A 24,150-nucleotide genomic window follows, 5' to 3' on the forward strand; every position below is an offset into this window, starting at 1 on the left:
CCCATGGCATTCACCAACGACGAGGTCCTCGCCGGCCTGGCCGAGCTCATCACCGACGAGACCGGCATCTCGGCCGACGAGGTCGCCCTCGAGAAGTCGTTCACGGACGACCTCGACATCGACTCGATCTCGATGATGACGATCGTCGTCAACGCCGAGGAGAAGTTCGGCGTCACCATCCCCGACGACGAGGTCAAGAACCTCAAGACCGTCGGCGACGCCGTCACCTACATCACGTCCAACCAGGCCTGATCCGCGCGTCCGGTGGGGGCGTGCCCCCACCGGAGCAGCACGAGGAAATCATGAGCAACACGCGAATCTTCGTCACCGGCATCGGTGCGACCTCCCCCATCGGCGGCACGGCCGGCGAAAGCTGGGAGGCACTCCTTGCCGGAGCGTCCGGCACCCGCACGCTCGAGCACGACTGGGTCGAGCAGTACCAGCTGCCCGTCACCTTCGCCGCGGAGGCCAAGGTGCGGCCCGAGACCGTCCTCGAACGTCCCGTCGCGAAGCGCCTCGACCCGTCGTCGCAGCTCGCGATGGTGGCGGCGAAAGAGGCCTGGGAGGACGCCGGAGCGCCGGACGTGGACCCCGAACGCCTCGGAGTCGAGTTCGCCACCGGCATCGGCGGTGTATGGACGCTTCTCGACGCATGGGACACCCTGCGCGAGAAGGGTCCGCGTCGCGTCATGCCCATGACGGTCCCGATGCTCATGCCGAACGCTGCCGCAGGGAACCTCTCGCTGCACTTCGGCGCGCGCGCGTACGCCCGCACGTTCGCGAGCGCGTGTGCCTCGAGCACGGAGTCGCTCGTCAACGCCCTCGAGCACATGCGCGCCGGTCTCGCCGACGTCGTCATAGCCGGTGGCACCGAATCGGCGATCCACCCGATCACGATCGCGTCGTTCGCTTCGATGCAGGCGCTCTCGCGGCGCAACGACTCTCCCGAGACCGCATCGCGTCCCGGCAGCATCGACCGCGACGGCTTCGTCATGGGTGAGGGCGCCGCGGTGCTCATCCTCGAGACGGAGGCGCACGCGAAGGCGCGCGGCGCGAAGATCTACGCCGAGCTCGTCGGCGGTGGTGTCACCGCCGATTCGTACCACATCACCGCCAACGACCCCGAGGGGGCCGGTGCCGCGCGCGCGGTCCGGCTCGCACTGGAGATGGCGGATGCCGCGCCGGACGAGGTCACCCATGTCAACGCGCACGCCACGTCGACTCCCGTCGGGGACCCGAACGAGTACGTCGCCCTGAAGTCGGTCTTCGGCGACCGGGTCGATGAGATGCCGGTGTCGGCCACGAAGGCGTCGACGGGTCACCTCCTGGGTGGCACGGGCGCGCTCGAGGCGATGTTCACGGTGCTGGCGCTCCGCGACCGCGTCGCTCCCCCGACCATCAACATCACCGAGCCGGACCCGGCTGTGCCGTTCCGGCTCTCGGGCGACGCCGTCGCCCTGGGAGACGGCGATCAGCTGGCGATCAGCAACTCGTTCGGATTCGGCGGGCACAACGCCGTGGTGGCGTTCCGCTCGGTCTGACCTGCGCAACGATGAACGCCCCCGGGAAGCCACCGGGGGCGTTCATCGTTCAGATCAGGCGGGGCGGTAGCCGCCCCGGTCTCCGGGAAGCCGTCCGAAGCCGGTCGAGGCCCCGCGCCCCGCCTGAAAACCCGTTCGTTCGTGCAGTGTCGTGCGGTGCGATTACGTCTCAACCCACCTGTCACTCAACCCACTTTGTGAAGCCAGACGACGGGAGCGTCGTCGCTCGCGTGGCGGAACGGCTCGAGTTCCTCGTCCCACGACGCACCGAGCGCGACGTCGAGTTCTCGCTGCAACTCGCTCATGTCGCCGGCGGCGATCTCCATGGCGTAGCGGATGCGGTCCTCCCCCACGACGACGTTTCCCGAGGCATCCGTCTGCGCGTAGTGGATGCCGAGGCTCGGCGTGTGGAGCCAGCGACCGCCGTCGCTGCGTGGCGTCGGATCCTCGGTCACCTCGTACCGGAGGTGCTCCCACCCGCGCATGGCGGTGGCGAGGGCCGCACCGCTGCCCACCGGGCCCTCCCAGTAGAACTCCGCGCGGCGGCTGCCCGGCTGGACGGGCTGATCAGCCCAGTCGAAGCTCACGGCATGCCCGAGGGCACGACCAGCAGCCCACTCGAGGTGGGGGCACAGCGCGCGTGGCGCGGAGTGGATGAAGATCACTCCGCGCGCGTGAGGTGTGGCCATCGATCTCTCCGTTTCGTTCAGGTACGTCTTCCCCTACGACCTGATGGAGAGTGCTGGCCGGATATCCGGTTGTGCGGCCATTATCGCCCATCGGGGGCGCGAATCACAACCGTGTAACACCAGGTCGTCGCGTGTTCGTCAACCCCGTGGCACGCGGGAGCTCACGAGCGCACGCTGGAGATCCACGCGAAAGGAACACCATGAGCGACAACACGCCCCACACCCGCGATGCCGACGACGCCCACGCCGACGATGCCCCTCCCACCGACGCCGTCAGCGACGAAGTGAAGGATGACGCCGCGCGCGCAGGCGACGAGGTCGGCGAGGCCGACTGATTGACGAGCGATTCGGTAGGGCGGGTGGGACTTGAACCCACGATCGTCGGGTTATGAGCCCGCTGCCTTGACCAGCTTGGCCACCGCCCCCTGTGGAGACGAGCCTAGCGTTTGCGTCGGTCGTCGTCCTTCACGGGCGGGTCGGGCCAGACCTTGGACACCGCCTCCGTGATGCGGACGGAGCCCGTCGATGGCTGTTTGCCGTCGGCCTCGCCGCTGCCCCGCGTGATGGGGATCTCCTGGCTCTCGCTCACCACCTGCGGGTGGTATCGCGCAAGCTGGAAGACACCCGTCACCGCCAGCGCACCGGCGATGACGAAGCCGATGTAGGCACCGATCGGCGCCCCCTGTGCTTCGTTGAGGACCGCGAGCCCGATCACGATGGCCACGATCGGGTCGATCACCGTGAGACCCGCGATCACGAGATCCGGCGGGCCCGAGGAGTAGGCCGTCTGAACGAAGTAGGCCCCCATCGCCGTGCCCGCGATCAGAGCGACGACGCAGAGAACGGTGAGCCACTCGAAATCCCCGTTGGCGATGCGGTTGATGACGACCTTCGCGAGCGTGGCGACGAAACCGTACACCACGCCTGCCGCGACGATGTAGAACAGCGCCCGCATCCGCGTGCGGAGCGTGCCCCAGAGGACGCCGAGGACGATCACGACCCCGAGCAGGATGCCGAGCACCGTCAGGAGCTGACCATCGCTGATCGGGCGTTCGGTCGCGTAGAGGGCCGCGACGGTCACGAAGATGAAGATCCCGCCGACGCACAGCGCGATCGAGGTGATCGACCGCCGCGTCGGCTTGTGCCCGCTGATACGGGCATTCAGGAGGGTCGTGATCACCAGCGAGATCGCCCCGATGGGCTGCACCAGGATCAGCGGCGCGAACGACAGTGCCGCCAACTGGCACACGATCGCGAGCCCGAGCATGACGGTCCCCAGGACCCAGGATGGCCGCGTCAGCAACCGGACGAGCTGGCCGCCGGTCAGACCTGCGACACCGGCTTGAGCGGTCAGTCTCTCGACCTTCTGCACGCCGCGATGCTGGTACTGCGCACCGAACGACATGAAGACGGCTCCGATGACCGCGAGCGGGATGCCGATGAGGATCGCCGGGTTGCCGAACACGCCCACCAGTTCGTCGGTGAGATCGTTGATCGGGGTTCCGGCGTAGATCACGCCTCGACGATACCCGGCGCGGGCCTGGATAGGCTTCTGACGTGGCCGTACTTCCGATTCGCATCATGGGCGACCCCGTCCTTCATTCCGTCGCAGCTGCTGTCCCGGAGGTGACGGACGAGATCCGCACCCTCGTCGCCGACATGTTCGAGACGATGGACACCGCCCCGGGCGTCGGTCTCGCGGCGCCTCAGGTGGGCGTGGGGCTCCGCATCTACACCTACTCGTACCAGGACGATGATGGCGCCCCGTGGCGCGGCGTGATCATCAATCCCGAGCTCTGGATGTCTCCCCCGGAACCCGGCTCCCCCGACCCGGACGACGAATCCGAGGGATGCCTGTCGTTCCCCGGGGAGCGCTTCCCGCTGCGCCGCGCAGACGAGGTGCTCGTCACGGGCACCGATCTCGAGGGCGCCGACGTCCGCATCCGCGTCGACGGCTGGCGCGCCCGGATCATGCAGCACGAGTTCGATCACCTCAACGGCATCCTCTACGTCGATCGCCTGTCGGACTCGGATTGGAAGACGACGCAGAAGATCGCGCGCAAGCGCGGCTGGGGCAAGCCGGGCCAGAGTTGGATGCCGGGCGTCGACGACCTCGACGCCTGAGGCGCACCGCGTGGAGCCGTGGGAGCTGCACGGGTGGTTCGACGAGTATCTCGACGCCTGCAACCGACATGATCTGACGGTCGTCCGCGATCTGCTCGATCCGACCGTCCGCCGCGCCCACCTCCCGGCGGGGGCGGACGCATGGCTGGACGACCTCGCGGACCTCTTCCATGGCTTCCCGGACTGGCGCTGGAAGACGATTCAGCTCGTCGCCGAAGACGATCGGATCGCCGCCCACCTGCGCGGCAGCGGTACGCACACCGGGTCGTGGCGCGGCATGCCCGCGACGCGCCGACACGTGAACGTCGCCGAGTTCCAGTTCCTCCGACTCCACGGCGACCGGATCGTGGCAGCGAGCGGCTCAGGCGACGCTGAGATCCGGGCTCAGCTCACGGGGTGAGCATCAGCGGGCGGCGGGCTCCATGGCCTCGGTCGTGCGGGCGAGCACCATGAGGGCCAGCGGGACCGCGGCCACGGAGAGCACCTCCCCGAGGAGCGACGTCGACATCGCCGCCGTGTAGTCCGAGAGGCTGTCAGCGTTCCACGAGAGCCGGCCCGAAAGCGACACGAGGGTGGTCGACGCGATCCAGAGTCCCCACCAGGTGCCCAGGATGCCGGATGTCAGGTTGGCGCGCGACGCGACGACCAGATCCTTCACGTTCTGGAACGGGAACCACCAGGAGATCACCGGGATCATCCAGGAAATGACGTGCCAGACCGGCGAGCGGCGAGTAGCAGTGGGATTCATCGCGAGAATCCGGACGGCCGCGCGGTACTGCCACACCAGCCAGCAGACCCCCGTCGCCAAGAGGACGGCGCCCGATACCAGGCTGATCGGCGCCGACAGAGTGTCATAGAGCTCGAGAGCGGAGATCGCCGCGAGCCCCTGGTTGAACCCCTCGATCGCGACGAGGCCCCACGCCTCGACCACGACGGTGAGCAGCGAGAAGACGGCACCGACGATGAGAAGGATCCGAGTGGCGCCGGCGATGCCCCGGAGGGGGCGGACGACTCCGCGCGCCGGAGCGACCGGGTACGGGGTCGCACCACTCTGGTTCGGCCACGAGGACGGTGCTGCCGGCGGCGCGGACGCCGTCCACTCGGTGCCGTTCCAGTAGCGCAGCTCGTTACCCGCGTGCGGGGCCGGGTACCATCCGGCCGGCGCGCTCGTGTGATCCGTCATCGTGATTCCCCCCACGTGTTCGTCACGTCCGTTCTGCACACTATCGGGTCCGAGTCGCGGTAGCGTCACCTCATGGACCGGGCGCGTACGAAGATCCTTTCCGAGATCGAGCTGTCCCTCGACCCAGGCGAAACGGTCGTCGCCGCCGTTCACACCTCCAACGGCCGTACGGAGCATGTGCAGCCCCACGAAGGTGTCCTCGTCGCCACCGACCGGCGTCTGCGCTTCCGCGGGAAGAGCGGATGGACCGGCCGGCAGGTCCATGACGAATCCTTCCCGTACGCGCAGATCCGCGACGTCGCGTTCTCCCGGGTCGAAGTCACATCCTCGGCTGGGACCTACGGGCCGATTGTCGCCAAGGGGCGCCTCGCATTGACCTGCAGCGGAGTTCCCTGGGTGTTCGAGCGCCAGGGCCTGGTGGCCGTGGCGGACGACGCGGAAGTGAAGGCACTCGCCGACGAGATCGAAGCGCGGATCGGGTGAATGACGAGAAGCCCGGACCTCGCGAGGTCCGGGCTTCTCCGTGGCTCCCCGGCTTGGACTCGAACCAAGAACCTATCGGTTAACAGCCGATTGCTCTGCCAATTGAGCTACCGAGGATCAGTCACCCCTCACCGGGCAACCACACAATCGTAGCAAAGCCCGAGGGGTGCTCGTGACATCAGCCACCGATGCGTGTCGCCTCATCGGGGGTCCAGAGGACGTCATCCAGAGCCCGCCCGACACCGACGGGGTGTCCGGCGCGCAGGATGAGGACCTGAGCGCCCAGATCGGTCACGAGCTCTCGCTCATTCGTCACGACCAGCAGGGCCATCCCCTCTTCGGTGCGACGCAGCAGCGCGTCGCGGACGGCGGGACGGACGTCCACATCGAGGTTCGCATAGGGCTCGTCGGCGATGAGGACCGTCGGGTCGAGGACGAGGCTCCGCGCGATCGCAACGCGCTGGCGCATACCGGAACTGAGCTCGTAGGGATATTTCTCCGAAGCGCCGATGGGCAACTGGAGCTCGTCCAGCAGAGCGGCGACACGGAGCGCGAGTGCGCGCTCGTTGACGCGGCGGTCGCGCGCGGTGATGGGCTCGGCAACGATCTCGGAGATCGTCATCCTCGACGGCAGCGCGGAGTTGACTCCCTGCGCGAGGTGGCCGGTCCGGTAGCTGCGGATGCGGCGCGCGCGACCACGGGCACGCAGGGAGACCCCCGCGACCTCCCCTGTGCCGCCGACGATGCGGAGGTCCCGGTGATCAGCACCCGCGAGTCCGGAGGCGAGGCTGGACTTCCCCGACCCCGTCGCCCCCATCACTGCGACCGCCTCGCCGGGCATGACGCGTAGCGAAACACCGTCGACGACCCGCGTGTCGGCGGAGATTCGGGCGATCGACAGGTCCGAACAGGAGATCGCGGCATCCGGATCAGTCACTCGAGGCATGCGATCCATCCTCATCCTTCCGAGCACGGGATGCCAGTCGGTCGCCGACGCTCCGACCGCAGACGGAGGGAGGTCGGATGATTGTTCCAGACCGACGGGCCTTCGCCAGATCAGGTCCGCGGACGTGTTCCCCGATCTGCTGCTGCCGGGCCGTCCGCCGCTCAGATCGAGTCGGCCAATGTGCGACGTCGCTGATCCAGGTCGCGGAGCGCGACGCGGACTGCGCGCCCCTGCTCCGACTCCGGAGACACCCGCTGGACCTCGCCGAGAAGCTCGGCCTTTTCACGGTCCAGCGCCCGAAGCCGCAGGCGCTGGCACATCGCGCGAGCGGACGTCTTCGCTTCGAGCTCCGTCAGCGCAGGGAAGGACGATGTCAGCAGCTCGGCGGCGAGCCCTCGGTACGGCTCCCGCGTTGCATCGACCGCCGCCGTCGACCATCCCACGCGGGATCGATCCGGTTGCGCGACGACGGATTGGCGGACCGCCTCCAGCGCCGGGTGCTCCATGGGGATCTGGAGAGCGGCATCCACCTCGGCGGCATCCAGCACATGACCGTACTGGAGGACGCCCATCAACGCGTCCCGTTCGAGGGTCGTGCTGGCGGTGCGCGGCAGACTCGCCATCGTCACCCGAACCGTCGCGGACGCGTCATCCTGCGTCTGGGCGGGGGCGCGATCCCGGTCACGGGGCGCGTGAGGTCCGCGCGCGGCGCGTTCCACGGACGGCGTCACCTCACCGAGGTCCATGCCGAGCTTGCGCGCCAGAACGCGCGTGTAGCCCGGCCTCAGCGACGGGTCCCGGATCTCGGCGACGATCGGCGCGGCAGCGCGCAGGGCGCCCACGCGACCCTCGACGCTGCGCAGATCGAACCCGGCGAGCTTCTGGTCGATGACGAACTCGAACATGGGCGCCTTGGCGTCCATCAGCGCCCGCACGGCGCCGTCGCCGCGATTCAGCCGCAGGTCGCACGGATCGAGCCCGTCCGGCGCGACTGCGACGTACGTCTGCGCGGCGAAACGCTTCTCGTCCGCGAACGCACGCAAGGCCGCCTTCTGACCGGCGGCATCCGGATCGAAGGTGAAGATCACTTCGCCCGCCGCGCTGTCGTCACCCATCACGCGGCGAAGAACGGTGATGTGGTCCGAACCGAACGCCGTCCCGCACGTGGCGATCGCGGTCGTGATTCCGGCGAGATGGCACGCCATGACGTCGGTGTAGCCCTCGACCACCACGACGCGGTGCGACCGCGAGACGTCTTTCTTCGCGAGGTCGAGGCCGTACAGGACCTGCGCCTTCTTGTAGATCGGCGTCTCGGGGGTGTTCAGGTACTTCGGCCCCTGATCGTCGTCGTAGAGCTTGCGCGCGCCGAAGCCGATCGTCTGACCGGTGAGGTCGCGGATCGGCCAGACCACGCGCCCGCGGAACCGGTCGTAGACGCCTCGCTGTCCCTGTGAGACGAGCCCCGCCGTCGCGAGCTCCTCGTCGCTGAACCCCTGCGCGCGGAGCGCATCGCGCATGTTGTTCCAGCCCTTGGGCGCGTATCCGACACCGAAATGCGCCGCGGCACCGGCGTCGAATCCCCGCTCGCCCAGGAATCGACGCCCGGCATCCGCCTCGGCCGTCGCGAGCTGCGCGCGGAAGTACTCGGCAGCGGCGGTGTTCGCCTGGTACAGGCGTGTGCGGCCGCTCGTCTCGGGGGCGGCACCGCCGTCCTCGTAGTGCAGCTGGTAGCCGATGCGGGCGGCGAGGCGCTCGACGGCCTCGGTGAAGGTCAGATGGTCCATAGCGCGCAGGAACGAGTAGACGTCGCCCGACTCGCCGCATCCGAAGCAGTGGTAGTACCCGGCCTGTGGTCGGACGTTGAAGCTGGGGCTCCGCTCGTCGTGGAACGGGCACAGCCCCTTCATCGACCCGACGCCGGCGGACTTCAGCGCCACCCGCTCACCGACGATGTCGACGATGTTGGTGCGCGCCTTCACCTCATCGACGTCGGCGTGACGGATGCGGGCCATCAGAGACCTTCGATCGGTTCGGGCAGCGCATACCCGGGGTTAGCGACGACCCGCGACCCCGCCGGCCACAGGCCGAGTTCCCGGAGGTCGACCGGCCCCACGAGCGCGGAGTGCCATTCGATCGCGAACCGGTCGGTCAGCGTCGCCACCTGGTCGACGACGACACGTTTGCGCTCGGCATCCGTCTGCGCCGCGGCGAAGTCCACGGCGTGCACGCGGTCGAGGTGCTCGGGACGCTCGAGGAGGGCCGACGCCAACCGCTTCAGCACCCGGCGTTGCTCCTTGTAGAGGCCCTTCCGGCCGTCGATGGACACGACGAAGGCGCCGATCGTCCCCTTCAGGACCGCCATCTCGGCCTCGATCACGCGCGGGACGATCATGCGTCCCCGATAGCGCGTCAGCGCCGGGGTGTCGTAGTGCTCGCGCGTCGCGGCCGTCGCCGCCCTGGCGAAGCGACCGATGAAGTCCGAGGTCAGGTTCTTCAGACGCGCGACGGACGCGCGCGTTCCGTCGAACTCCGTCATCCACTCGGGGAGCCGCACCAGCCGGTAGAGCGCGTCGGCGAGCTCGTCACGGCTGAAGCCGAGGCCCACCCACGACTGGATCGCCGTCAGCAGCGACTCGCGCTCACGGCTGTCGGCGAGGCGACGAGGGTCGAGGTAGCCGTTGAGCACCGCGTCCTCGAAATCATGCACCGAGTATGCGATGTCGTCGGAGAGGTCCATGACCTCGGCTTCTATGCACCGCACCCGGCCGGGCGCCCCCTGCCGCATCCAGCGGAAGATCGCCTCGTCCTCGGCGTAGACGCCGAACTTCTGCCGTCCGCCCGGGTCGGGGATCGCGTGATCGGCCGTCCACGGGTACTTGCACGTGGCATCCAGGCTCGCGCGGGTCAGGTTGAGGCCGAAGCTCTCACCGTCGTCGTCGACGACCTTCGGCTCGAGCCGCGCCAGGATGCGCAGCGACTGCGCGTTGCCTTCGAAGCCGCCGATGTCCTCGGCCCACTCGTTGAGCGCCCGCTCGCCGTTGTGCCCGAAGGGCGGATGTCCGAGGTCGTGGCTGAGGCAAGCGGTGTCCACGACGTCGGGAGACAGCTCAAGCGCGATCGCCAGCTCACGACCGACCTGCGCCACCTCGAGCGAGTGCGTCAGTCGGTTGCGCGCGAAATCGTCAGGACTCGCCGGGCTCAGCACCTGGGTCTTGGCCGCGAGCCGACGGAATCCCGCCGAGTGCAGCACCCGCGCGCGGTCTCGGGCGAAGCCGTCGCGGAGGGAACGGTGCTTCTCGGGGTGGAACCGTTCAGCGTCGTGGTCGTCGTAACCCGTGGGACGTCCGGCGGCGACCCCCACGCTCGCGCCGATCACCGTCTCAGCCGCCACTGGTGTCGAGCTCCGCATCGGCGAGGGCGGTGGATGCCGCGTGTCCGATCTCGCGCGAGTCCAACCAGCCATCGGGCAGGGCCGGCCGCTTCGGCGTCCCCGCGCGACCGCGCTGACCCTCGGCGGCCGCGCCGGGGTACGGCGCCTCGAGGTCGAGCGTGGCGAGCAGCTCGTCGATCTCGTCCAGGCTCGACACCGTCGCGAGCTTCGCGCGCAGGTCGCCGCCCACCGGGTACCCCTTGAAGTACCAGGCGACATGCTTGCGGATGTCGCGGCATCCGCGGTCCTCGCTCTCGAAGAACTCCACGAGGAGTTCCGCGTGGCGTCGGAAGGCCGCAGCGACGAACCCGAGTGTCGCATCGACCGGATCAGCTGCGTGGCCGGTGCCGAGCTCGCGCGCGAGATCGCCGAAGAGCCAGGGACGGCCGAGGCATCCGCGTCCGACGACGACGCCGTCGCACCCGGTCTCGGTCATCATCCGACGGGCGTCGTCGGCCGACCAGATGTCGCCGTTGCCGAGGACCGGCACGCTCGTGACCGTCTCCTTGAGCTTGGTGATGGCCGACCAGTCGGCGTGCCCCGAGTAGAACTCGGATGCCGTGCGCGCGTGCAGAGCGACGGCGGCGACGCCCGCGCCCTCGGCGATCCGGCCGGCCTCGAGGTAGGTGAGGTGATCCGAGTCGATGCCCTTGCGCATCTTCACCGTCAGCGGGACCGGACCCGCCGCCTTCGCGGCGCGCTCGACGATCTCGCGGAACAGTTCCGTCTTCCAGGGCAGAGCCGCGCCGCCGCCCTTGCGGGTCACCTTCGGGACGGGGCAGCCGAAGTTGAGGTCGACATGGTCGGCGTGATCCTCTTCGACGATGACGCGCACGGCTGCCTCGACCGTCGCGGGATCCACGCCGTAGAGCTGGATCGACCGCGGCGTCTCGGACTCGTGGTGGCGGATCAGGCGCATCGTCGTCGCGTTCCGCTCGACGAGCGCGCGAGTGGTGATCATCTCGCTGACGTAGAGGCCGGCGCCGTACTCGCGGCACAGGCGTCGGAAGGCGGTGTTGGTGATGCCCGCCATGGGTGCCAGCACGACGGGCGCGTCGAGGGTGATGGGGCCGATGCGCAGGGGCGCGGGCGGAGCGAGGGTCGTGGACATATCCTTCACATTCTCCCAGACGGCGAGCGCATCGGGCATCTGCGCGAGTCCTATCGTGGAGAGATGACCGACACCCCCTCCCTGCGAGAGATCCCGTTCACCACTGCAGACGGGAAGGAGGCGACTCTCGGCGACTTCGGTGACAAGGCGTTCCTCATCGTGAACGTCGCGTCCAAGTGCGGACTGGCTCCTCAGTACGAACAGCTCGAGGAGCTGCAGAAGCAGTACGGCGCCCAGGGTCTGCAGGTGATCGGCTTCCCCTGCAACCAGTTCATGGGACAGGAGCCGGGGTCGATGGAGGAGATCCTCGATTACTGCGCCGTCAACTGGGGCATCACGTTCCCCATCATGGACAAGGTGCGCGTCAACGGCTCCCACGCCGCCCCGCTCTACAAGGCGCTGAAGAAGACCCCCAACGCGGAGCGCGCCAAAGGCCCCGTCATGTGGAACTTCGAGAAGTTCCTGGTGACGCGCGACGGCGAATTGCACCGCTTCCGCCCGCAGACCAAGCCCGACGAGCCCGAGGTGATCTCGGCGATCGAGAAGGCTCTGGCCTGAGATCGCACGAACCGCGAACCGCGAAGGCCGCATCCCCGATCAGGGATGCGGCCTTCGTCGCAGAGAGGGATCAGCTCGCGGCGGGCTGCTCCGCGCGCTCGGCCCACACCTGACGGGCGATCTGCGCGAACGCCGCAGCCGGCTGAGCGCCGCTCACGCCGTACTTGCCGTCGATGACGAAGAACGGCACGCCCTGGATGCCGTAGGCCTGTGCCTGCGCCTGGTCCGCCCGCACCGCCTCGAGGTAGCGGCCGGACTCCAGCGCTTCGCGTGCCGCGCCGGCGTCGAGCCCGGCCTCACCGGCGAGCGCGACCAAGTCGTCGATCCTGCCGACGTGGCGGCCCTCGGTGAAGTAGGCCGACATGAGACGCTCGGTCATCTCCTTCTGCCGGCCCTGCTCCTTCGCGAAGTGCAGCAGCTCGTGGGCCTTGACCGTGTTGGTGTGCTTCAGGATGTCGAAGCGGTAGCCGAGCCCGGCGTCGGCGGCGACACCGGTGACGCGGTCGAGCATCTGCTGCACCTGGTCTGCCGGCATCCCCTTGTAGTGCGAGAGGAAGTCGATCTCGGTTCCGTCGAAATCGACCGGGGTGTCCGGGGACAGTTCGTAGGAGTGGAAGGTCACCTCGACGCGGGGGGCGTCGGCGTCCGAGGCCGTCTCGGCCAGCCCGGTCTCGAGGTTGCGCTTTCCGATGTAGCACCACGGGCAGGCGATGTCGCTCCACACGTCGATCTTGATGGGTTCGGTCACACCCGCTGCAACGCCGACCCGCCCTCGCGCTATTCCCGCGCCCCTCCTAGGCTGGCGGGATGCTTTCGGCAGACGATCCGCTCCCGTTCCGCCCGCAGCGCGTCGTGATCGCCGGGACCACCGGCGTCGGCAAGTCGACGCTGGCCCGCACGCTGGCGGAGCTGTGGCGTCTCGAGTACACCGAACTGGACTCGCTCTTCCACGGTCAGGGATGGACGACGCGGCCCGAGTTCCTCGACGACGTGCGTCGTGTGGCGGACGGCGAGCGCTGGGTGTCGGAATGGAACTACTTCGGCTCCGGCGGCGGTCAGCTCCTCGGCGAGCGCGCCGACCTCGCGGTCTGGCTCGACCTGCCGCGCCGGATCGCCCGTGCGCGGCTGCTCCGTCGCACCCTGCGCCGCCGCATCCGTCGGGAACAGCTGTGGAACGGCAACGTCGAGCCGCCCCTGTGGACCGTCATCCGCGACCCCGGTCACATCCTCCGGTGGGAGATGCGCACGCATGCGACCTGGAAGACGCGGATGCCGGTGGCCGCCGCCGAGTACGACCTGCCCGTCGTGCACCTGACGCACCCCCGCGAAGTCGACCGGTGGCTCGCGGGAGCGGCGGTGGACGCATCCCGCTGACTCAGGACGCGGTTGGCGCGTCCTTCGCCCCGCCGAACCGGCGGTCCCGCGACAGGTACATCTCGATCGCACCCCACAGGTCCGTGCGGGAGAAGTCGGGCCACAGCGTGTCGAGGAAGACCATCTCGGCGTATGCCGCCTCCCACAGGAGGAAGTTCGACGTCCGCTGCTCGCCGCTGGAGCGGACGAACAGGTCCACGTCGGGCATGTCGGGCACGTAGAGGTGCCGGCGCAGCGTCTTCTCGGTGATGGCGGACGGCTTCAGCTCGCCGCGGGCGATGTCCTCGCCCATCGCGCGCATCGCGTCGACGATCTCGTGCCGTCCGCCGTAGTTGACGCACATCGTCAGGGTCAGCCCCGTGTTGCGGGACGTGAGCTGCTCGGCGTACTGGAGTTCTTTGATGACCGACCCCCACAGCCGGGGTCTGCGCCCCGCCCAACGGATGCGGACGTTCCACTCGTTGAGCTGATCGCGACGGCGGTGCAGGACGTCGCGGTTGTACCCCATGAGGAAGCGCACCTCCTCGGGCGAGCGCGCCCAGTTCTCGGTCGAGAAGGCGTAGACGCTCAGATGCTTCACCCCGGCCTGGATCGCACCGGCCACGACGTCGAGGAGGACCTCCTCCCCCGCACGGTGGCCTTCGATGCGCGTGAGGCCGCGGCGGTTGGCCCAGCGCCCGTTGCCGTCCATCACGATCGCGACGTGTCCCGGGACCGAGCCCTTCGGGAACTCCGGCGGATACACGCCGGTCCAGTCGAGCGGTCGGTAGGGCACCGCGTCACGATGCGTGTACGGCTTGGGACTCACCGAGGCGCCTCCAGGTGCGACAGGGAACGGATGCCTCGCTCAGTGTGCCACTGCGCGTAGGCGGCGATGAGACCGGAGGATGCCGCAGCGGCGCCGTGAGTCGCGGCATCCACAACATCCCACTCCCCCGCCAGGAGTGCGCGGAGGAGGCCCGCAGTCTCGGGGCTGATGCGAGGCGAGCCGGCGGGGGCGCACACCGAGCAGACGATCCCGCCCAGCTGAGCGACGAACCAGTCGTGCGGCCCGGGGGCCCCGCAGCGGGCGCATTCCTGCAGAGACGGCGCCCATCCGGAGAGGGACATGACGCGCAGCAGATACGAATCGAGGACCGACCGCGGCGCGTGGTCGCCGCGCGCCAACGCGCGAAGCCCACCGACGAGGAGCAGGTACTGCTGCGGCGTCGTCTCGGCCTCGTTGAGCCGGTCGGCGGTCTCGGACATGGCGGATGCCGCCGTGTAGCGGTCATAGTCCGTTGCGATGTCCGCTCCGTATGCGCCCAGGGATTCCGCCTGCTGGACGATGTCGAGCGAACGGCCCTTGTACATCTGGACGTCAGCGACCATGAACGGTTCGAGCCGGGAACCGAACTTCGACGACGTGCGACGCACTCCCTTCGCGACGGCGCGGACCTTGCCGTGGCGACGACTGAGCATCGTCAGGATGCGGTCCGCCTCACCCAGCTTGTGGGTGCGCAGGATCACGACCTCGTCGCGGTAAGTGGGCACCCATCGATTATCCCGTGACCAGGCACAATGAAGGCGTGACCGAGCCGCAGTTCCTCATCCCCCTCTGGGCGGACCTGACCGCCGTCGGCCTCGGCGGCGTGCAGGGAGCTCTGTTCGCCTCGGGGTTCCAGGGGCAGCGCCGGCTCGACCTGCTCGGGGTCGCCATCATCGGCGTCGTCATGGGGCTCGGCGGCGGCATGATCCGCGACCTCCTGCTGAGCACGACCCCGGTCGCCCTGCAGAGCGACGGGTACCTGATCACCGTCACCGCCGCGGCGCTGATCGGGATGCTGCTTGCGAACGTCTTCCAGCGTCTCAACGCCGTCATCGTCGGGCTCGATGCCGTCGCGATCGGGATGTTCGGCGCGCTGGGGACGACGAAGGCGCTCGCCCTCGGCCTCCCGCCGATCCCCTCCATCTTCGTCGGCGCCTGCGCGGCCGTCGGCGGAGGTCTGCTCCGAGACGTGTTCATGGGTCTGCCGGTCGCCATGATGCACGTCGGATCCCTCTACGCCGTCGCCGCCGCTGTCGGGTGCGCCGTCCTCGCGGTCCTGGACGTCCTGGGAGTCTCGGCGGTTCCTGCCGCGATCACGTGCATCGCCGTGACCGCCGTCATCCGCGTGCTCGCCGTCGTCTTCGACATCTCGTTGCCCGAGCAGAGAGCCCTCTACCGCCGGAAGGTCGCCGTCGAGACCTCGACGATCCCGATCATCAAGCCCTGATCGGGCGCCGCTCGACGACGACCTCCGTGACGATCAGACTCCGGCGAGCTCGCTCGCGTGCGTGCGGCTGCGGATCGCTCGGTTGACGGCCGACACGATCGCCTTGAGACTCGCGGTCGAGATGTCCCCGTCGATCCCGACGCCCCACAGCCGCTGATCCTCGACCTGCAGCTCGACGTACGCGGCGGCGTGCGCGTCGCCGCCGGCGCCGAGGGTGTGCTCGACGTAGTCGTACAGGGAGATCTCGAAGCCGCGTTCACCGAGGACCTTGAGGAACGCCGCGATCGGACCGTTGCCCGCCCCCGTCGCCGCGACGCGCTCGTCGCCGTCGCGCAGCGTGACCTCGAGGGCGACGTCGCCGGACATGTCGCTCTGTGTGCGGGTCGACAGGAGCTCGAACCGGCCCCACTTGTCATCCACCGCGGTGGCCGGCAGGTACTCGTCGGAGAAGATCGACCAGATCTGACCGCTGGAGACCTCGCCGCCCTCGGCATCCGTCTTCGCCTGGACGACGCCGGAGAACTCGATCTGCAGCTTCCGCGGCAGGTCGAGCGCGTGATCCGTCTTCAGCAGGTAGGCGACGCCGCCCTTACCCGACTGCGAGTTGACGCGGATGACGGCCTCATACGAGCGGCCCAGGTCCTTCGGGTCGATGGGCAGGTACGGCACGGCCCACTCGATCTCGTCGACCGAGACTCCGGCGGCCTTCGCGCGGGCCTCCATCGCCTCGAAGCCCTTCTTGATCGCGTCCTGGTGCGAGCCGCTGAAGGCGGTGAAGACCAGGTCACCGGCCCAGGGGCTGCGTTCGGGAACGGGCAGCTGGTTGCAGTACTCCGCGGTGCGCTTGACGTGATCGATGTCGCTGAAGTCGATCTGCGGGTCGATGCCCTGCGTCAGCAGATTGATGCCGAGGGCGACCAGGTCGACGTTGCCGGTGCGCTCACCGTTGCCGAACAGGCATCCCTCGATGCGGTCGGCACCGGCCATGTAGCCGAGCTCCGCGGCGGCGATCGCGGTGCCGCGATCGTTGTGCGGGTGCAGCGACAGGATCACGTTCTCGCGGTGCGCCAGGTGACGGCTCATCCACTCGATCGAGTCGGCGTACACGTTCGGCGTCGCCATCTCGACGGTCGCCGGCAGGTTGATGATCACCTTGCGCTCGGGCGTCGGCTCGAAGACCTCGATCACCTGGTTGCAGACGTCGACGGCGAACTCGAGCTCGGTGCCGGTGTAGCTCTCGGGCGAGTACTCGTAGTAGACGGTCGTTTCGGGGATCGTCCTCTCGTACTCGCGGCACAGACGCGCACCCTCGAGGGCGATGTCGATGATGCCCTGCTGGTCGGTACGGAAGACGACCTCGCGCTGCAGCACGCTCGTCGAGTTGTAGAGGTGGACGATCGCCTGCTTGGCGCCGGCGATCGACTCGTACGTGCGCTTGATGAGGTGCTCGCGCGCCTGGGTCAGCACCTGGATCGTGACGTCCTCGGGGATGACGTCGTCCTCGATGAGCTGGCGGACGAAATCGAAGTCCGTCTGGCTCGCGGACGGGAACCCGACCTCGATCTCCTTGTAGCCCATCTTCACGAGCAGCTCGAACATGACGCGCTTGCGCTCGGGGCTCATCGGATCGATGAGGGCCTGGTTGCCATCGCGCAGGTCGACGGCGCACCAGCGCGGCGCGACCTCGATGCGGTTGCCGGGCCAGGTGCGGTCGGGCAGATCGACGCGGATCTGCTCGTGGTACGGACGGTACTTGTGGATCGGGGCGCCCGAAGGCTTCTGGGTGTTTCGCATGATGGTGCTTCTTCTCTCGTCACTGGTGCGGACCCACGACAACCTCCGCGACGAGTTGGTCCTAGATCGAGGACTCGTCGCGGCGACGAAGAAGGAGGCCGCAGAAGCGCATACCGACACGTTACACCCCTGCCCGTAGCGTTCGAGGTCGTGAGACGGATGCCGCGCCCCCGACACTCTCGGAGCATGATGCACCGTCGCTCCCTCGCCGCCCTCGTCGCCGGCACCGCGCTCGTTCTCACCTCCTGCGCCGCCGCCGCGGATGCGGGTGGCTCCGCCGCCCGTCCGGGTGCGGCCCTCGCCGCGCTCACCCCCGAGGCGCCGACCGGCGCCGTCATCGCCCAGGGCACGGTCCTCGACGACGGATCCTCCGTCGAGCTGTGCCTCGGAGCGGTCGCCGAATCCGCACCGCCGCAGTGCAGCGGCATCCCCCTGTCCGGCTGGTCGTGGGCGGGCCTCGACGACGCGGCGACGGCGGGAGGAGCGACGTGGGGCACCTACGCCGTCTCCGGCACGTACGACGGCGACACGTTCACGGTGACGCGCACCCCCGTACCCCTCGCCCTCTTCGACCCGGTGGCCGCTCCCGACCCCACGGAGGGGAAGCCGGGTACCGCGACGGCGGCAGACGCCGCCGTCATCCAGGACGCCGTCCCCGACGCCATCGGCGACGCCTTCCTCGCGTCGTCGCAGCAGGACGGCTGGGTGTTCGTCGACGTGGTGTGGGACGACGGCACGTGGCAGGAGGCGGCCGATCAGGATTTCGGCGCCGGGAAGGTGATCATCCGCTCGGCGATGCGGGAGGTCGGCTGACTGTTCGTCAGGGCAGCAGCGCGAGCTTGCCGCCGGGGTGCCCTTTCCGCAGGAAGCGCGCCGCCTCGATCGCCTCCGCGAACGGATAGGTGCGTGCGACCGGCACCTCGAGCAGGCCGCGGCGGGCGAGGTCCACGAGCTCGCCCCGGACGGCGTCGCGGAAGGCGGCGCTCGCCGGCAGCATGCCGCCGATGGCGACGATGCCCTCGGCTTCGAGGTCGCGCCGGACGATGGTGATGATCCGCCCCCGGTCCTCGACGAGCGCGAGCGATGCCTCGATCGCCTCATCGGTTCCCACACCGTCGAGCGACGCCACGAAGGGAGCGTCGCCCGCGGCATCCTTCGCCCGATCGACGAGGCCCGGACCGTAGGCGATCGGGATGCCGCCGTAGCGCCGGACCACGTCCGCGTTCCGCTCGCTCGCCGTGCCGATGACGCGGACGCCGCGGACGGCGGCCTGCTGCAGGAAGCTAACCCCGACAGCGCCGGATGCCGCATGGAACAGCACGGTGTCGCCGCTTCGCGCACCGCTGAGCTCGAGCATCTCGGCGGCCGTCGCGCCCGCCAGGAACAGGTTGGCCGCCTCGGGATGCGTCAGCGTCGCAGGCTTGGCGAACACCTTCTCGGCCGGGATGGTGACCTCGGTCGCGTATCCGCCGCGCAGCCGGAAGGCGAGGACCTCGTCGCCCACCCGAGCCGAACCGGATCCGATCTCCGTGTCGGGGCCGAGAGCGGTGATCTGGCCGGAGACTTCGTAGCCCAGCGGGAACGGGAAGGACGCGTCCGGCCGGGTCGGGTACTTGTAGTCCGCGGGATTCATCCCGATGGCGTGCACCCGGATCGTCACCTCACCGGGTCCCGGTGCCGGAACGTCCACGTCGCGCAGCTCCCAGTCGTCGAGTCCGTCGGGACCGATCGCGAACCATGCCTGTGCCATGAGGTCGTCCTTCCGTGAGATGCCGGCGTCGCCGATCAGAATCCGAGTCGCCCGAGCTGCTTCGGATCGCGCTGCCACTCCTTCGCGACGCGCACGCGCAGAGAGAGGAACACCCGGCCGCCGACGAGCGGCTCGATGCCGGCTCGCGAGCGTGCGCCGACGTCCTTCAAACGGGATCCGCCGCGGCCGATGATGATCGCCTTCTGACTGTCGCGCTCGACGACGATGTTCGCGTAGACGTCGGTGAGGTCGCTGTCTTCGCGGGCGGAGATGTCCTCGACCGTCACCGCGATCGAGTGCGGCAACTCGTCACGGACACCGTCGAGCGCCGATTCGCGGATGATCTCGGCGATCCGATCCTCGAGGCTCTCGTCGGTGACGATACCTTCGGGGTACAGCGCGGGCCCGGCCGGCATGAGCTTCAGCAGCTCGTCTGCCAGCACGTCGAGCTGGTCGTCGGTCACGGCGGACAGCGGGATGACGGCGTCCCAGTCCTCGCGAAGCGCGTCGACCTCCATGAGCCGCTCGGTGATCTCCTCGCGCGAGGCGATGTCGACCTTCGTGACGATGGCGACCTTCTTCGCCCGACCGTAGCCGTCGAGGGATGCCGCGATCCGCCGATCGCCCGGGCCCACCTTCTCGGTGGCCGGCACGAGGAAGCCGATCGCGTCGACGTCGCCCAGCACCTGCTCGACGAGGTCGTTCAGCCGCTGGCCGAGGAGCGTCCGCGGCTTGTGGATGCCAGGTGTGTCCACGATCACGAGCTGACCGCCGGGGCGGTTCAGGATGCCGCGGATCGCCTTGCGCGTCGTCTGCGGCTTGTCGCTGGTGATGGCGACCTTCTCGCCGACCAGGGCGTTGGTCAGAGTCGACTTGCCGACGTTGGGTCGTCCGACGAACGTCACGAAACCGGAACGGCTGCTCACGGTCACTCCGATCCCCGCGCGACGCGGATCTCTGCGGTGGAAGGGGTGGCCGGCTCGGGGACCGGTGACTCGGCGCGCTCGACGAAGACCGTCGCGAGTCCGCGACCGCGGCCGAGGGAGGTGCCGCCGGTGAGGACCAGACCGCTGTGCTCGATGCGCACACCGGGGACGGGGACGCTGCCGAGCGCCTTACCGAAGAGTCCGCCGATCGAGTCGACGTCGTCGTCCTCGAGTTCGATGCCGAAGAGGTCGCCGACCTCGTCGAGACCGAGGCGTGTGCTCACGCGGAACCGGCCGTTGCCGAGGTCGGAGACCTCGCTCGTGCGCAGGTCGTACTCGTCCGCGATCTCGCCGACGAGCTCCTCGATGAGGTCCTCGAGGGTCACGAGGCCCGAGACGCCGCCGTACTCGTCCACCACGAGGCAGACGTGGACGGCTTCGCGCTTCATCTGCTGCAGGAGCGTCTCGGCGCGCATGGATTCGGGGACGAAGACGGCAGGTCGGGCGATTTGCGCGACCGGCACGCCGCGCCAGGCGGTCTCGTCGCGGTACGCGAACTGCACGAGGTCCTTCAGGTACACGACACCGGTGATGTCGTCGGCCTCGCCGTCGGCGATCGGGATGCGAGAGACACCCTTGTCGAGGAAGAGCGTCATCGCCTCCTGCGTCGTGGCCGCGGCATCCATCGTCACCATGTCGGTGCGAGGCACCATGACGGCGCGCACGAACCGGTCGGTGAAGTCGAAGACGGAGTGGATGAGGTCGCGGTCGTCGGCCTCGATGAGGTCCTGCGACGCGGCTTCGTCGACCATGCTCAGCAGCTGTTCCTCGGACGCGAAGGAGGCGCCGCGGTGGATGCCGGGGGTCAGACGGTCGCCGAGGAGGACGAGCAGGTGGGCGAGGGGACCGAGCACGATCCGTGCGCCGCGGATGAGCCCGGCGCACGCCTTGAGGAAGCCCTTCGCGTGCTGGCGGCCGACGGCCCGCGGGGATGCCCCCACGAGGACGAACGAGGCCACGGTCATGACGACCACGGCCGCGAGCATCGCCCACCAGATGTTGTCGAAGAAGAGGGTGAGAGCGACCGTGACGAGGACGGCCGCCGCCGTCTCGATGAGGATGCGGATGAAGACGACCGCCGTGCGGTGCGCGTCCGGGTCTGCCGCGACCCGCCGGAGGCTCGCGCCGGAGCGCGCCTCGTCGGCGAGATCGGCGAGGTCCGTGCGGGACGTCACATCGAGGGCCGCTTCGAGGGACGCCATGAGGCCGCCGAGAGCGACCAGGAGTCCCGCCGCGACGAAGAGGAGGATCTCGGTCATGCGCGCCGGTGGCGCTCGCTCGAGTGGAACGCGCCGATGAGCTCCTTCTGCAGTCCGAACATCTCGCGCTCCTCCTCGGGCTCGGCGTGATCGAACCCCAGCAGGTGCAGCAGGCCGTGCGTCGTCAGGAGGATGAGCTCGTCCATCGTGGAGTGCTTCGCCGCCTGCGCCTGCGTCTCGGCCACCTGCGGGCAGAGCACGATGTCGCCCAGCAGTCCCGGCGGCGTCGGCTGCTCGTCCGTGCCGGGGCGCAGCTCGTCCATCGGGAAGCTCAGCACGTCGGTCGGACCGGGCTCGTCCATCCACTGGACGTGCAGCGCCTCCATCGCGCCCTCGTCGACGAGAAGGATCGCCACGTCGGCGTCCGGGCTCACATGGAGCTCGGCGAAGTTGTTCTCCGTGAGGCGCAGCAGGACGGTCTCGTCGACCTCGACGCCGGACTCGTTGGTGATCTCGATGGTCATGAACGTCCTCGCTTGGGCTGTCGGTCACGGGGGCCGGCGGGGCGCAGGCCCGTTCGGCGCTCGGCGCGGTTCGCGAACTCGCTCGCCTCGTCGCGCTCGCGGCGCGCGGCGAGCTTCTCCTCGTCGTAGGCGCTGTATGCATCCACGATGCGGCCGACGAGGGTGTGCCGCACGACGTCGTCGCTCGTGAGGCGGGAGAAGTGGATGTCGTCGATGTCCTTGAGGACGCGGGTCACCAGCCGCAGACCGGAGGCGCCCTGCGGCAGATCGACCTGCGTGATGTCGCCGGTGACGACCATGCGGGTACCGAATCCGAGACGCGTCAGGAACATCTTCATCTGCTCGGGAGTGGTGTTCTGCGCCTCGTCGAGGACGACGAACGAGTCGTTGAGCGTGCGGCCGCGCATGTACGCGAGGGGCGCGACTTCGATGGTCCCCGACGCCATGAGTTTGGGGACCAGTTCGGGATCCATCATCTCGTTCAACGCGTCGTACAGCGGGCGGAGGTAGGGATCGATCTTGTCGGTCAGCGTTCCCGGGAGGAAGCCGAGCCGCTCCCCCGCCTCGACAGCCGGACGGGTCAGGATGATGCGACTGACCTCCTTGCGCTGCAGCGCCTGGACGGCCTTGGCCATCGCGAGGTACGTCTTGCCGGTGCCGGCGGGCCCGATGCCGAAGACGATCGTGTTCTCCTCGATCGCGTCGACGTACTCCTTCTGCCCGAGGGTCTTCGGCCGGATGACCTTGCCTCGCGACGACAGGATCGCCTCACCGAGCACCTCCGAGGGACGCATCCCGCTGTTCTCCCTCAGGATGCGGTTGGACTGCGTGACGTCGCTCGGGTCGAGGCCCTGACCCGCCCGCGCCATCCCGATGAGCTCGTCGACGAGCTCGTGTGCCCGCGCGACGGCTCCCTCGTCACCGGTGAGGGTGATCTCGTTGCCGCGGACGTGCACCTGCACGTCGGGGTGCTCCCGTTCCACGGTGCGCAGCAGGCGGTCCTGCGGACCGAGCAGCTGCACCATGGCGACGCCGTCGGCGTAGATGTGCGCGACGGTGGGTTCGGCGCCGTCAGCCACCGAGGCTCCCTTCGGCGAGTCCGCCGCCCAGCACATGCGCATGGACGTGGAACACGGTCTGACCGGCGGCCGGGCCGGTGTTGAACACGAGTCTGAAGTCGCCACCGGCGTGCTCCGCGGCGAGGCTGTTGGCGAGCCCGATCAGTTCGGCGAGGAGAGCCGGGTCGCCCGCGGACAGCTCAACGACGTCGCGGTACTGCTCGGTCTTGGGGATCACGAGGAAGTGGACGGGCGCCTGCGGGGCGATGTCACGGATCGCGAACGCGTTGTCGGTCTCCGCGATGATCTCGGACGGGATCTCACCCCGGAGGATGCGGGTGAACACCGATGGCTCGCTCATCCCCTCAGTCTACTCAGCGCCTTCCCACCCCGGTCGGGTCGGGCTCACCAGCGGCCGAGGGCGGCGTTGACGATCGCGAGGGCGGCGGGACCGGCCGTGGACGTGCGCAGGACGGTGTCGCCGAGCCGCACGAGTGTGGCACCCGCCGACTGCAGCAGGTCCAGTTCCTCCGGCGAGATGCCGCCTTCCGGCCCCACGACGAGGATCACGTCGCTCGCGTCGTCGGCATCGATCGCGATGCGCGACAGGGCGACGGATGCCGTGGGTTCGAGCACCAGCATCCGTGAATCCCGGGCACGCGCCGCCAGGTCCCGCGTGGTCACAGGCTGGTCGAGCTCAGCCAGCCAGGGTCGATGCGCCTGTTTCGCGGCCTCCCGGGCGATGGTCTCCCACCGTGCGACGCCCTTGGCGACCTTCGCCCCTTCCCACCGCGACACCGAACGGGCGGCCTGCCACGGCAGGATCGCGTCGACGCCGAGCTCGGTGGCGGCCTGGACGGCGAGCTCGTCACGATCGCCCTTCGCGAGGGCCTGGACGAGGACGGTGCGCGGAGACGCAGCGGGTACCTCCGCTCGCGCCGACACCTCGACGACGACTTCCTTCGGCGCGGCCGCCGCGACCGTTCCGCTGAGCCATACGCCGCGGCCGTCGCCGACCGTGACGTCCTCCCCCACCCGGATGCGGCGGACCGCCGCTGCGTGGTGCGCCTCGGCGCCCGTCAGCCGGACGACGTCGCCCGGGCCGGCGGCCCCGGCATCCTCGATCAGGAAGTGGAGGGCCACGA

28 protein-coding genes and 2 tRNA genes are annotated in these 24,150 nt (G+C 69.1%); 10 read left to right on the plus strand and 20 right to left on the minus strand.

The genetic code is table 11. The annotated features are described in order from the left end of the window. Window positions 1–3 precede the first annotated feature (3 nt). Window positions 4–252, plus strand: coding sequence for an acyl carrier protein (locus ACIQLK_RS10165; protein ID WP_124293295.1), 249 nt, complete (start codon window positions 4–6; stop codon window positions 250–252). A gap of 50 nt (window positions 253–302) precedes the next feature. After that, window positions 303–1,541 carry a beta-ketoacyl-[acyl-carrier-protein] synthase family protein gene (locus ACIQLK_RS10170; protein ID WP_400364644.1) on the plus strand — a complete coding sequence of 413 codons (1,239 nt, stop codon included), beginning with the start codon at window positions 303–305 and terminating at the stop codon, window positions 1,539–1,541. 185 nt (window positions 1,542–1,726) lie between these two features. On the opposite strand, the gene ACIQLK_RS10175 is transcribed toward ACIQLK_RS10170, so the two are convergent. Further along, window positions 1,727–2,230, minus strand: a complete 504-nt coding sequence (locus tag ACIQLK_RS10175) for a DUF3145 domain-containing protein (protein ID WP_065570645.1) — start codon at window positions 2,228–2,230, stop codon at window positions 1,727–1,729. A gap of 200 nt (window positions 2,231–2,430) precedes the next feature. Between ACIQLK_RS10175 and ACIQLK_RS10180 the strand changes: the two genes are divergently transcribed. Beyond that, window positions 2,431–2,565 (plus strand): hypothetical protein, encoded by a 135-nt coding sequence (locus ACIQLK_RS10180; protein WP_400364647.1) that lies wholly within the window; start codon window positions 2,431–2,433, stop codon window positions 2,563–2,565. Window positions 2,566–2,581: 16 nt separating this feature from the next. Here the strand turns inward: ACIQLK_RS10180 and ACIQLK_RS10185 are convergent. Both ACIQLK_RS10185 and ACIQLK_RS10190 read right to left on the minus strand, forming a co-directional pair. Next, a tRNA-Ile gene (locus tag ACIQLK_RS10185) sits at window positions 2,582–2,655 on the minus strand. Between the two features lie 14 nt (window positions 2,656–2,669). Further along, window positions 2,670–3,746: a DMT family transporter gene (locus ACIQLK_RS10190; RefSeq protein ID WP_400364649.1), complete on the minus strand. Its 1,077-nt coding sequence runs from the start codon at window positions 3,744–3,746 to the stop codon at window positions 2,670–2,672. 41 nt (window positions 3,747–3,787) lie between these two features. On the opposite strand from ACIQLK_RS10190, the gene def reads away from it, so the two are divergent. Next, entirely contained in the window at window positions 3,788–4,354 is a 567-nt protein-coding gene (gene def / locus ACIQLK_RS10195; RefSeq protein WP_400364651.1) for a peptide deformylase, read from the plus strand. 10 nt (window positions 4,355–4,364) lie between these two features. Continuing rightward, entirely contained in the window at window positions 4,365–4,754 is a 390-nt protein-coding gene (locus ACIQLK_RS10200) for an ester cyclase (protein ID WP_400364652.1), read from the plus strand. 3 nt (window positions 4,755–4,757) lie between these two features. On the opposite strand, the gene ACIQLK_RS10205 is transcribed toward ACIQLK_RS10200, so the two are convergent. Further along, window positions 4,758–5,537: a DUF4328 domain-containing protein gene (locus ACIQLK_RS10205; RefSeq protein ID WP_400364654.1), complete on the minus strand. Its 780-nt coding sequence runs from the start codon at window positions 5,535–5,537 to the stop codon at window positions 4,758–4,760. 72 nt (window positions 5,538–5,609) lie between these two features. On the opposite strand from ACIQLK_RS10205, the gene ACIQLK_RS10210 reads away from it, so the two are divergent. Further along, window positions 5,610–6,020: a hypothetical protein gene (locus ACIQLK_RS10210; protein WP_400364656.1), complete on the plus strand. Its 411-nt coding sequence runs from the start codon at window positions 5,610–5,612 to the stop codon at window positions 6,018–6,020. A gap of 41 nt (window positions 6,021–6,061) precedes the next feature. On the opposite strand, the gene ACIQLK_RS10215 is transcribed toward ACIQLK_RS10210, so the two are convergent. The 5 genes from ACIQLK_RS10215 to dusB all read right to left on the minus strand — a co-directional run bounded on the left by ACIQLK_RS10215 (window position 6,062) and on the right by dusB (window position 11,507). Beyond that, window positions 6,062–6,137: transfer RNA gene (locus ACIQLK_RS10215), tRNA-Asn, on the minus strand. A gap of 61 nt (window positions 6,138–6,198) precedes the next feature. Then, window positions 6,199–6,966 carry an ATP-binding cassette domain-containing protein gene (locus tag ACIQLK_RS10220; protein ID WP_400364657.1) on the minus strand — a complete coding sequence of 256 codons (768 nt, stop codon included), beginning with the start codon at window positions 6,964–6,966 and terminating at the stop codon, window positions 6,199–6,201. A gap of 161 nt (window positions 6,967–7,127) precedes the next feature. Next, complete coding sequence (dnaG, locus tag ACIQLK_RS10225; protein WP_400364659.1) at window positions 7,128–8,978, minus strand: DNA primase; 1,851 nt, start codon at window positions 8,976–8,978, stop codon at window positions 7,128–7,130. Beyond that, window positions 8,978–10,357 carry a deoxyguanosinetriphosphate triphosphohydrolase gene (locus ACIQLK_RS10230; protein WP_400364661.1) on the minus strand — a complete coding sequence of 460 codons (1,380 nt, stop codon included), beginning with the start codon at window positions 10,355–10,357 and terminating at the stop codon, window positions 8,978–8,980. The genes dnaG and ACIQLK_RS10230 overlap by 1 nt, the downstream gene beginning before the upstream one ends. Next, on the minus strand, window positions 10,347–11,507 hold the full coding sequence (gene dusB, locus ACIQLK_RS10235; protein ID WP_400364922.1) for a tRNA dihydrouridine synthase DusB: 1,161 nt from the start codon (window positions 11,505–11,507) through the stop codon (window positions 10,347–10,349). The genes ACIQLK_RS10230 and dusB overlap by 11 nt, the downstream gene beginning before the upstream one ends. Before the next feature lie 63 nt (window positions 11,508–11,570). Here dusB and ACIQLK_RS10240 point away from each other — a divergent pair, with 63 nt between their 5' ends. Continuing rightward, entirely contained in the window at window positions 11,571–12,065 is a 495-nt protein-coding gene (locus ACIQLK_RS10240) for a glutathione peroxidase (RefSeq protein ID WP_400364663.1), read from the plus strand. A gap of 70 nt (window positions 12,066–12,135) precedes the next feature. Here ACIQLK_RS10240 and ACIQLK_RS10245 read toward each other — a convergent pair whose 3' ends face one another. After that, a complete protein-coding gene (locus tag ACIQLK_RS10245) occupies window positions 12,136–12,813 on the minus strand; it encodes a DsbA family protein (RefSeq protein ID WP_400364665.1) in 678 nt (225 codons plus the stop codon). 59 nt (window positions 12,814–12,872) lie between these two features. On the opposite strand from ACIQLK_RS10245, the gene ACIQLK_RS10250 reads away from it, so the two are divergent. After that, window positions 12,873–13,439 carry an AAA family ATPase gene (locus ACIQLK_RS10250; RefSeq protein ID WP_400364666.1) on the plus strand — a complete coding sequence of 189 codons (567 nt, stop codon included), beginning with the start codon at window positions 12,873–12,875 and terminating at the stop codon, window positions 13,437–13,439. Between the two features lies 1 nt (window position 13,440). On the opposite strand, the gene ACIQLK_RS10255 is transcribed toward ACIQLK_RS10250, so the two are convergent. Then, window positions 13,441–14,247 carry an isoprenyl transferase gene (locus tag ACIQLK_RS10255; RefSeq protein ID WP_400364668.1) on the minus strand — a complete coding sequence of 269 codons (807 nt, stop codon included), beginning with the start codon at window positions 14,245–14,247 and terminating at the stop codon, window positions 13,441–13,443. Beyond that, the gene (gene recO / locus ACIQLK_RS10260; protein WP_400364669.1) at window positions 14,244–14,972 is read right to left on the minus strand and encodes a DNA repair protein RecO; all 729 of its coding nucleotides are present in this window, start codon (window positions 14,970–14,972) and stop codon (window positions 14,244–14,246) included. Before recO ends, ACIQLK_RS10255 begins: the two co-directional genes overlap by 4 nt. A 35-nt stretch (window positions 14,973–15,007) precedes the next feature. Between recO and ACIQLK_RS10265 the strand changes: the two genes are divergently transcribed. Beyond that, entirely contained in the window at window positions 15,008–15,694 is a 687-nt protein-coding gene (locus ACIQLK_RS10265) for a trimeric intracellular cation channel family protein (RefSeq protein ID WP_400364670.1), read from the plus strand. 33 nt (window positions 15,695–15,727) lie between these two features. Here the strand turns inward: ACIQLK_RS10265 and leuA are convergent, their stop codons facing one another. Next, a complete protein-coding gene (leuA, locus tag ACIQLK_RS10270) occupies window positions 15,728–17,488 on the minus strand; it encodes a 2-isopropylmalate synthase (protein WP_400364672.1) in 1,761 nt (586 codons plus the stop codon). 186 nt (window positions 17,489–17,674) lie between these two features. Between leuA and ACIQLK_RS10275 the strand changes: the two genes are divergently transcribed. After that, window positions 17,675–18,301 (plus strand): hypothetical protein, encoded by a 627-nt coding sequence (locus ACIQLK_RS10275; RefSeq protein ID WP_400364673.1) that lies wholly within the window; start codon window positions 17,675–17,677, stop codon window positions 18,299–18,301. 7 nt (window positions 18,302–18,308) lie between these two features. On the opposite strand, the gene ACIQLK_RS10280 is transcribed toward ACIQLK_RS10275, so the two are convergent. From ACIQLK_RS10280 to ACIQLK_RS10310, 7 genes are read right to left on the minus strand one after another with little or no spacing between them, the layout of a single operon-like run. Then, window positions 18,309–19,238 carry a zinc-binding alcohol dehydrogenase family protein gene (locus ACIQLK_RS10280; RefSeq protein ID WP_400364675.1) on the minus strand — a complete coding sequence of 310 codons (930 nt, stop codon included), beginning with the start codon at window positions 19,236–19,238 and terminating at the stop codon, window positions 18,309–18,311. A 35-nt stretch (window positions 19,239–19,273) separates the two neighbouring features. Continuing rightward, window positions 19,274–20,170 (minus strand): GTPase Era, encoded by an 897-nt coding sequence (gene era / locus ACIQLK_RS10285; RefSeq protein ID WP_400364676.1) that lies wholly within the window; start codon window positions 20,168–20,170, stop codon window positions 19,274–19,276. Beyond that, on the minus strand, window positions 20,167–21,483 hold the full coding sequence (locus ACIQLK_RS10290) for a hemolysin family protein (RefSeq protein WP_400364677.1): 1,317 nt from the start codon (window positions 21,481–21,483) through the stop codon (window positions 20,167–20,169). The genes era and ACIQLK_RS10290 overlap by 4 nt, the downstream gene beginning before the upstream one ends. Beyond that, the gene (gene ybeY / locus ACIQLK_RS10295) at window positions 21,480–21,947 is read right to left on the minus strand and encodes an rRNA maturation RNase YbeY (protein WP_400364678.1); all 468 of its coding nucleotides are present in this window, start codon (window positions 21,945–21,947) and stop codon (window positions 21,480–21,482) included. The genes ACIQLK_RS10290 and ybeY overlap by 4 nt, the downstream gene beginning before the upstream one ends. Next, window positions 21,944–23,062 (minus strand): PhoH family protein, encoded by a 1,119-nt coding sequence (locus ACIQLK_RS10300; protein ID WP_400364923.1) that lies wholly within the window; start codon window positions 23,060–23,062, stop codon window positions 21,944–21,946. The genes ybeY and ACIQLK_RS10300 overlap by 4 nt, the downstream gene beginning before the upstream one ends. Then, window positions 23,019–23,366 (minus strand): HIT domain-containing protein, encoded by a 348-nt coding sequence (locus ACIQLK_RS10305; RefSeq protein WP_400364680.1) that lies wholly within the window; start codon window positions 23,364–23,366, stop codon window positions 23,019–23,021. Before ACIQLK_RS10305 ends, ACIQLK_RS10300 begins: the two co-directional genes overlap by 44 nt. 44 nt (window positions 23,367–23,410) lie before the next feature. Continuing rightward, complete coding sequence (locus tag ACIQLK_RS10310; protein ID WP_400364681.1) at window positions 23,411–24,148, minus strand: 16S rRNA (uracil(1498)-N(3))-methyltransferase; 738 nt, start codon at window positions 24,146–24,148, stop codon at window positions 23,411–23,413. Window positions 24,149–24,150 lie beyond the last annotated feature (2 nt).

Origin of the sequence: Microbacterium sp. NPDC091382, assembly GCF_044757025.1 — a bacterium.
Lineage (GTDB): Bacteria > Actinomycetota > Actinomycetes > Actinomycetales > Microbacteriaceae > Microbacterium.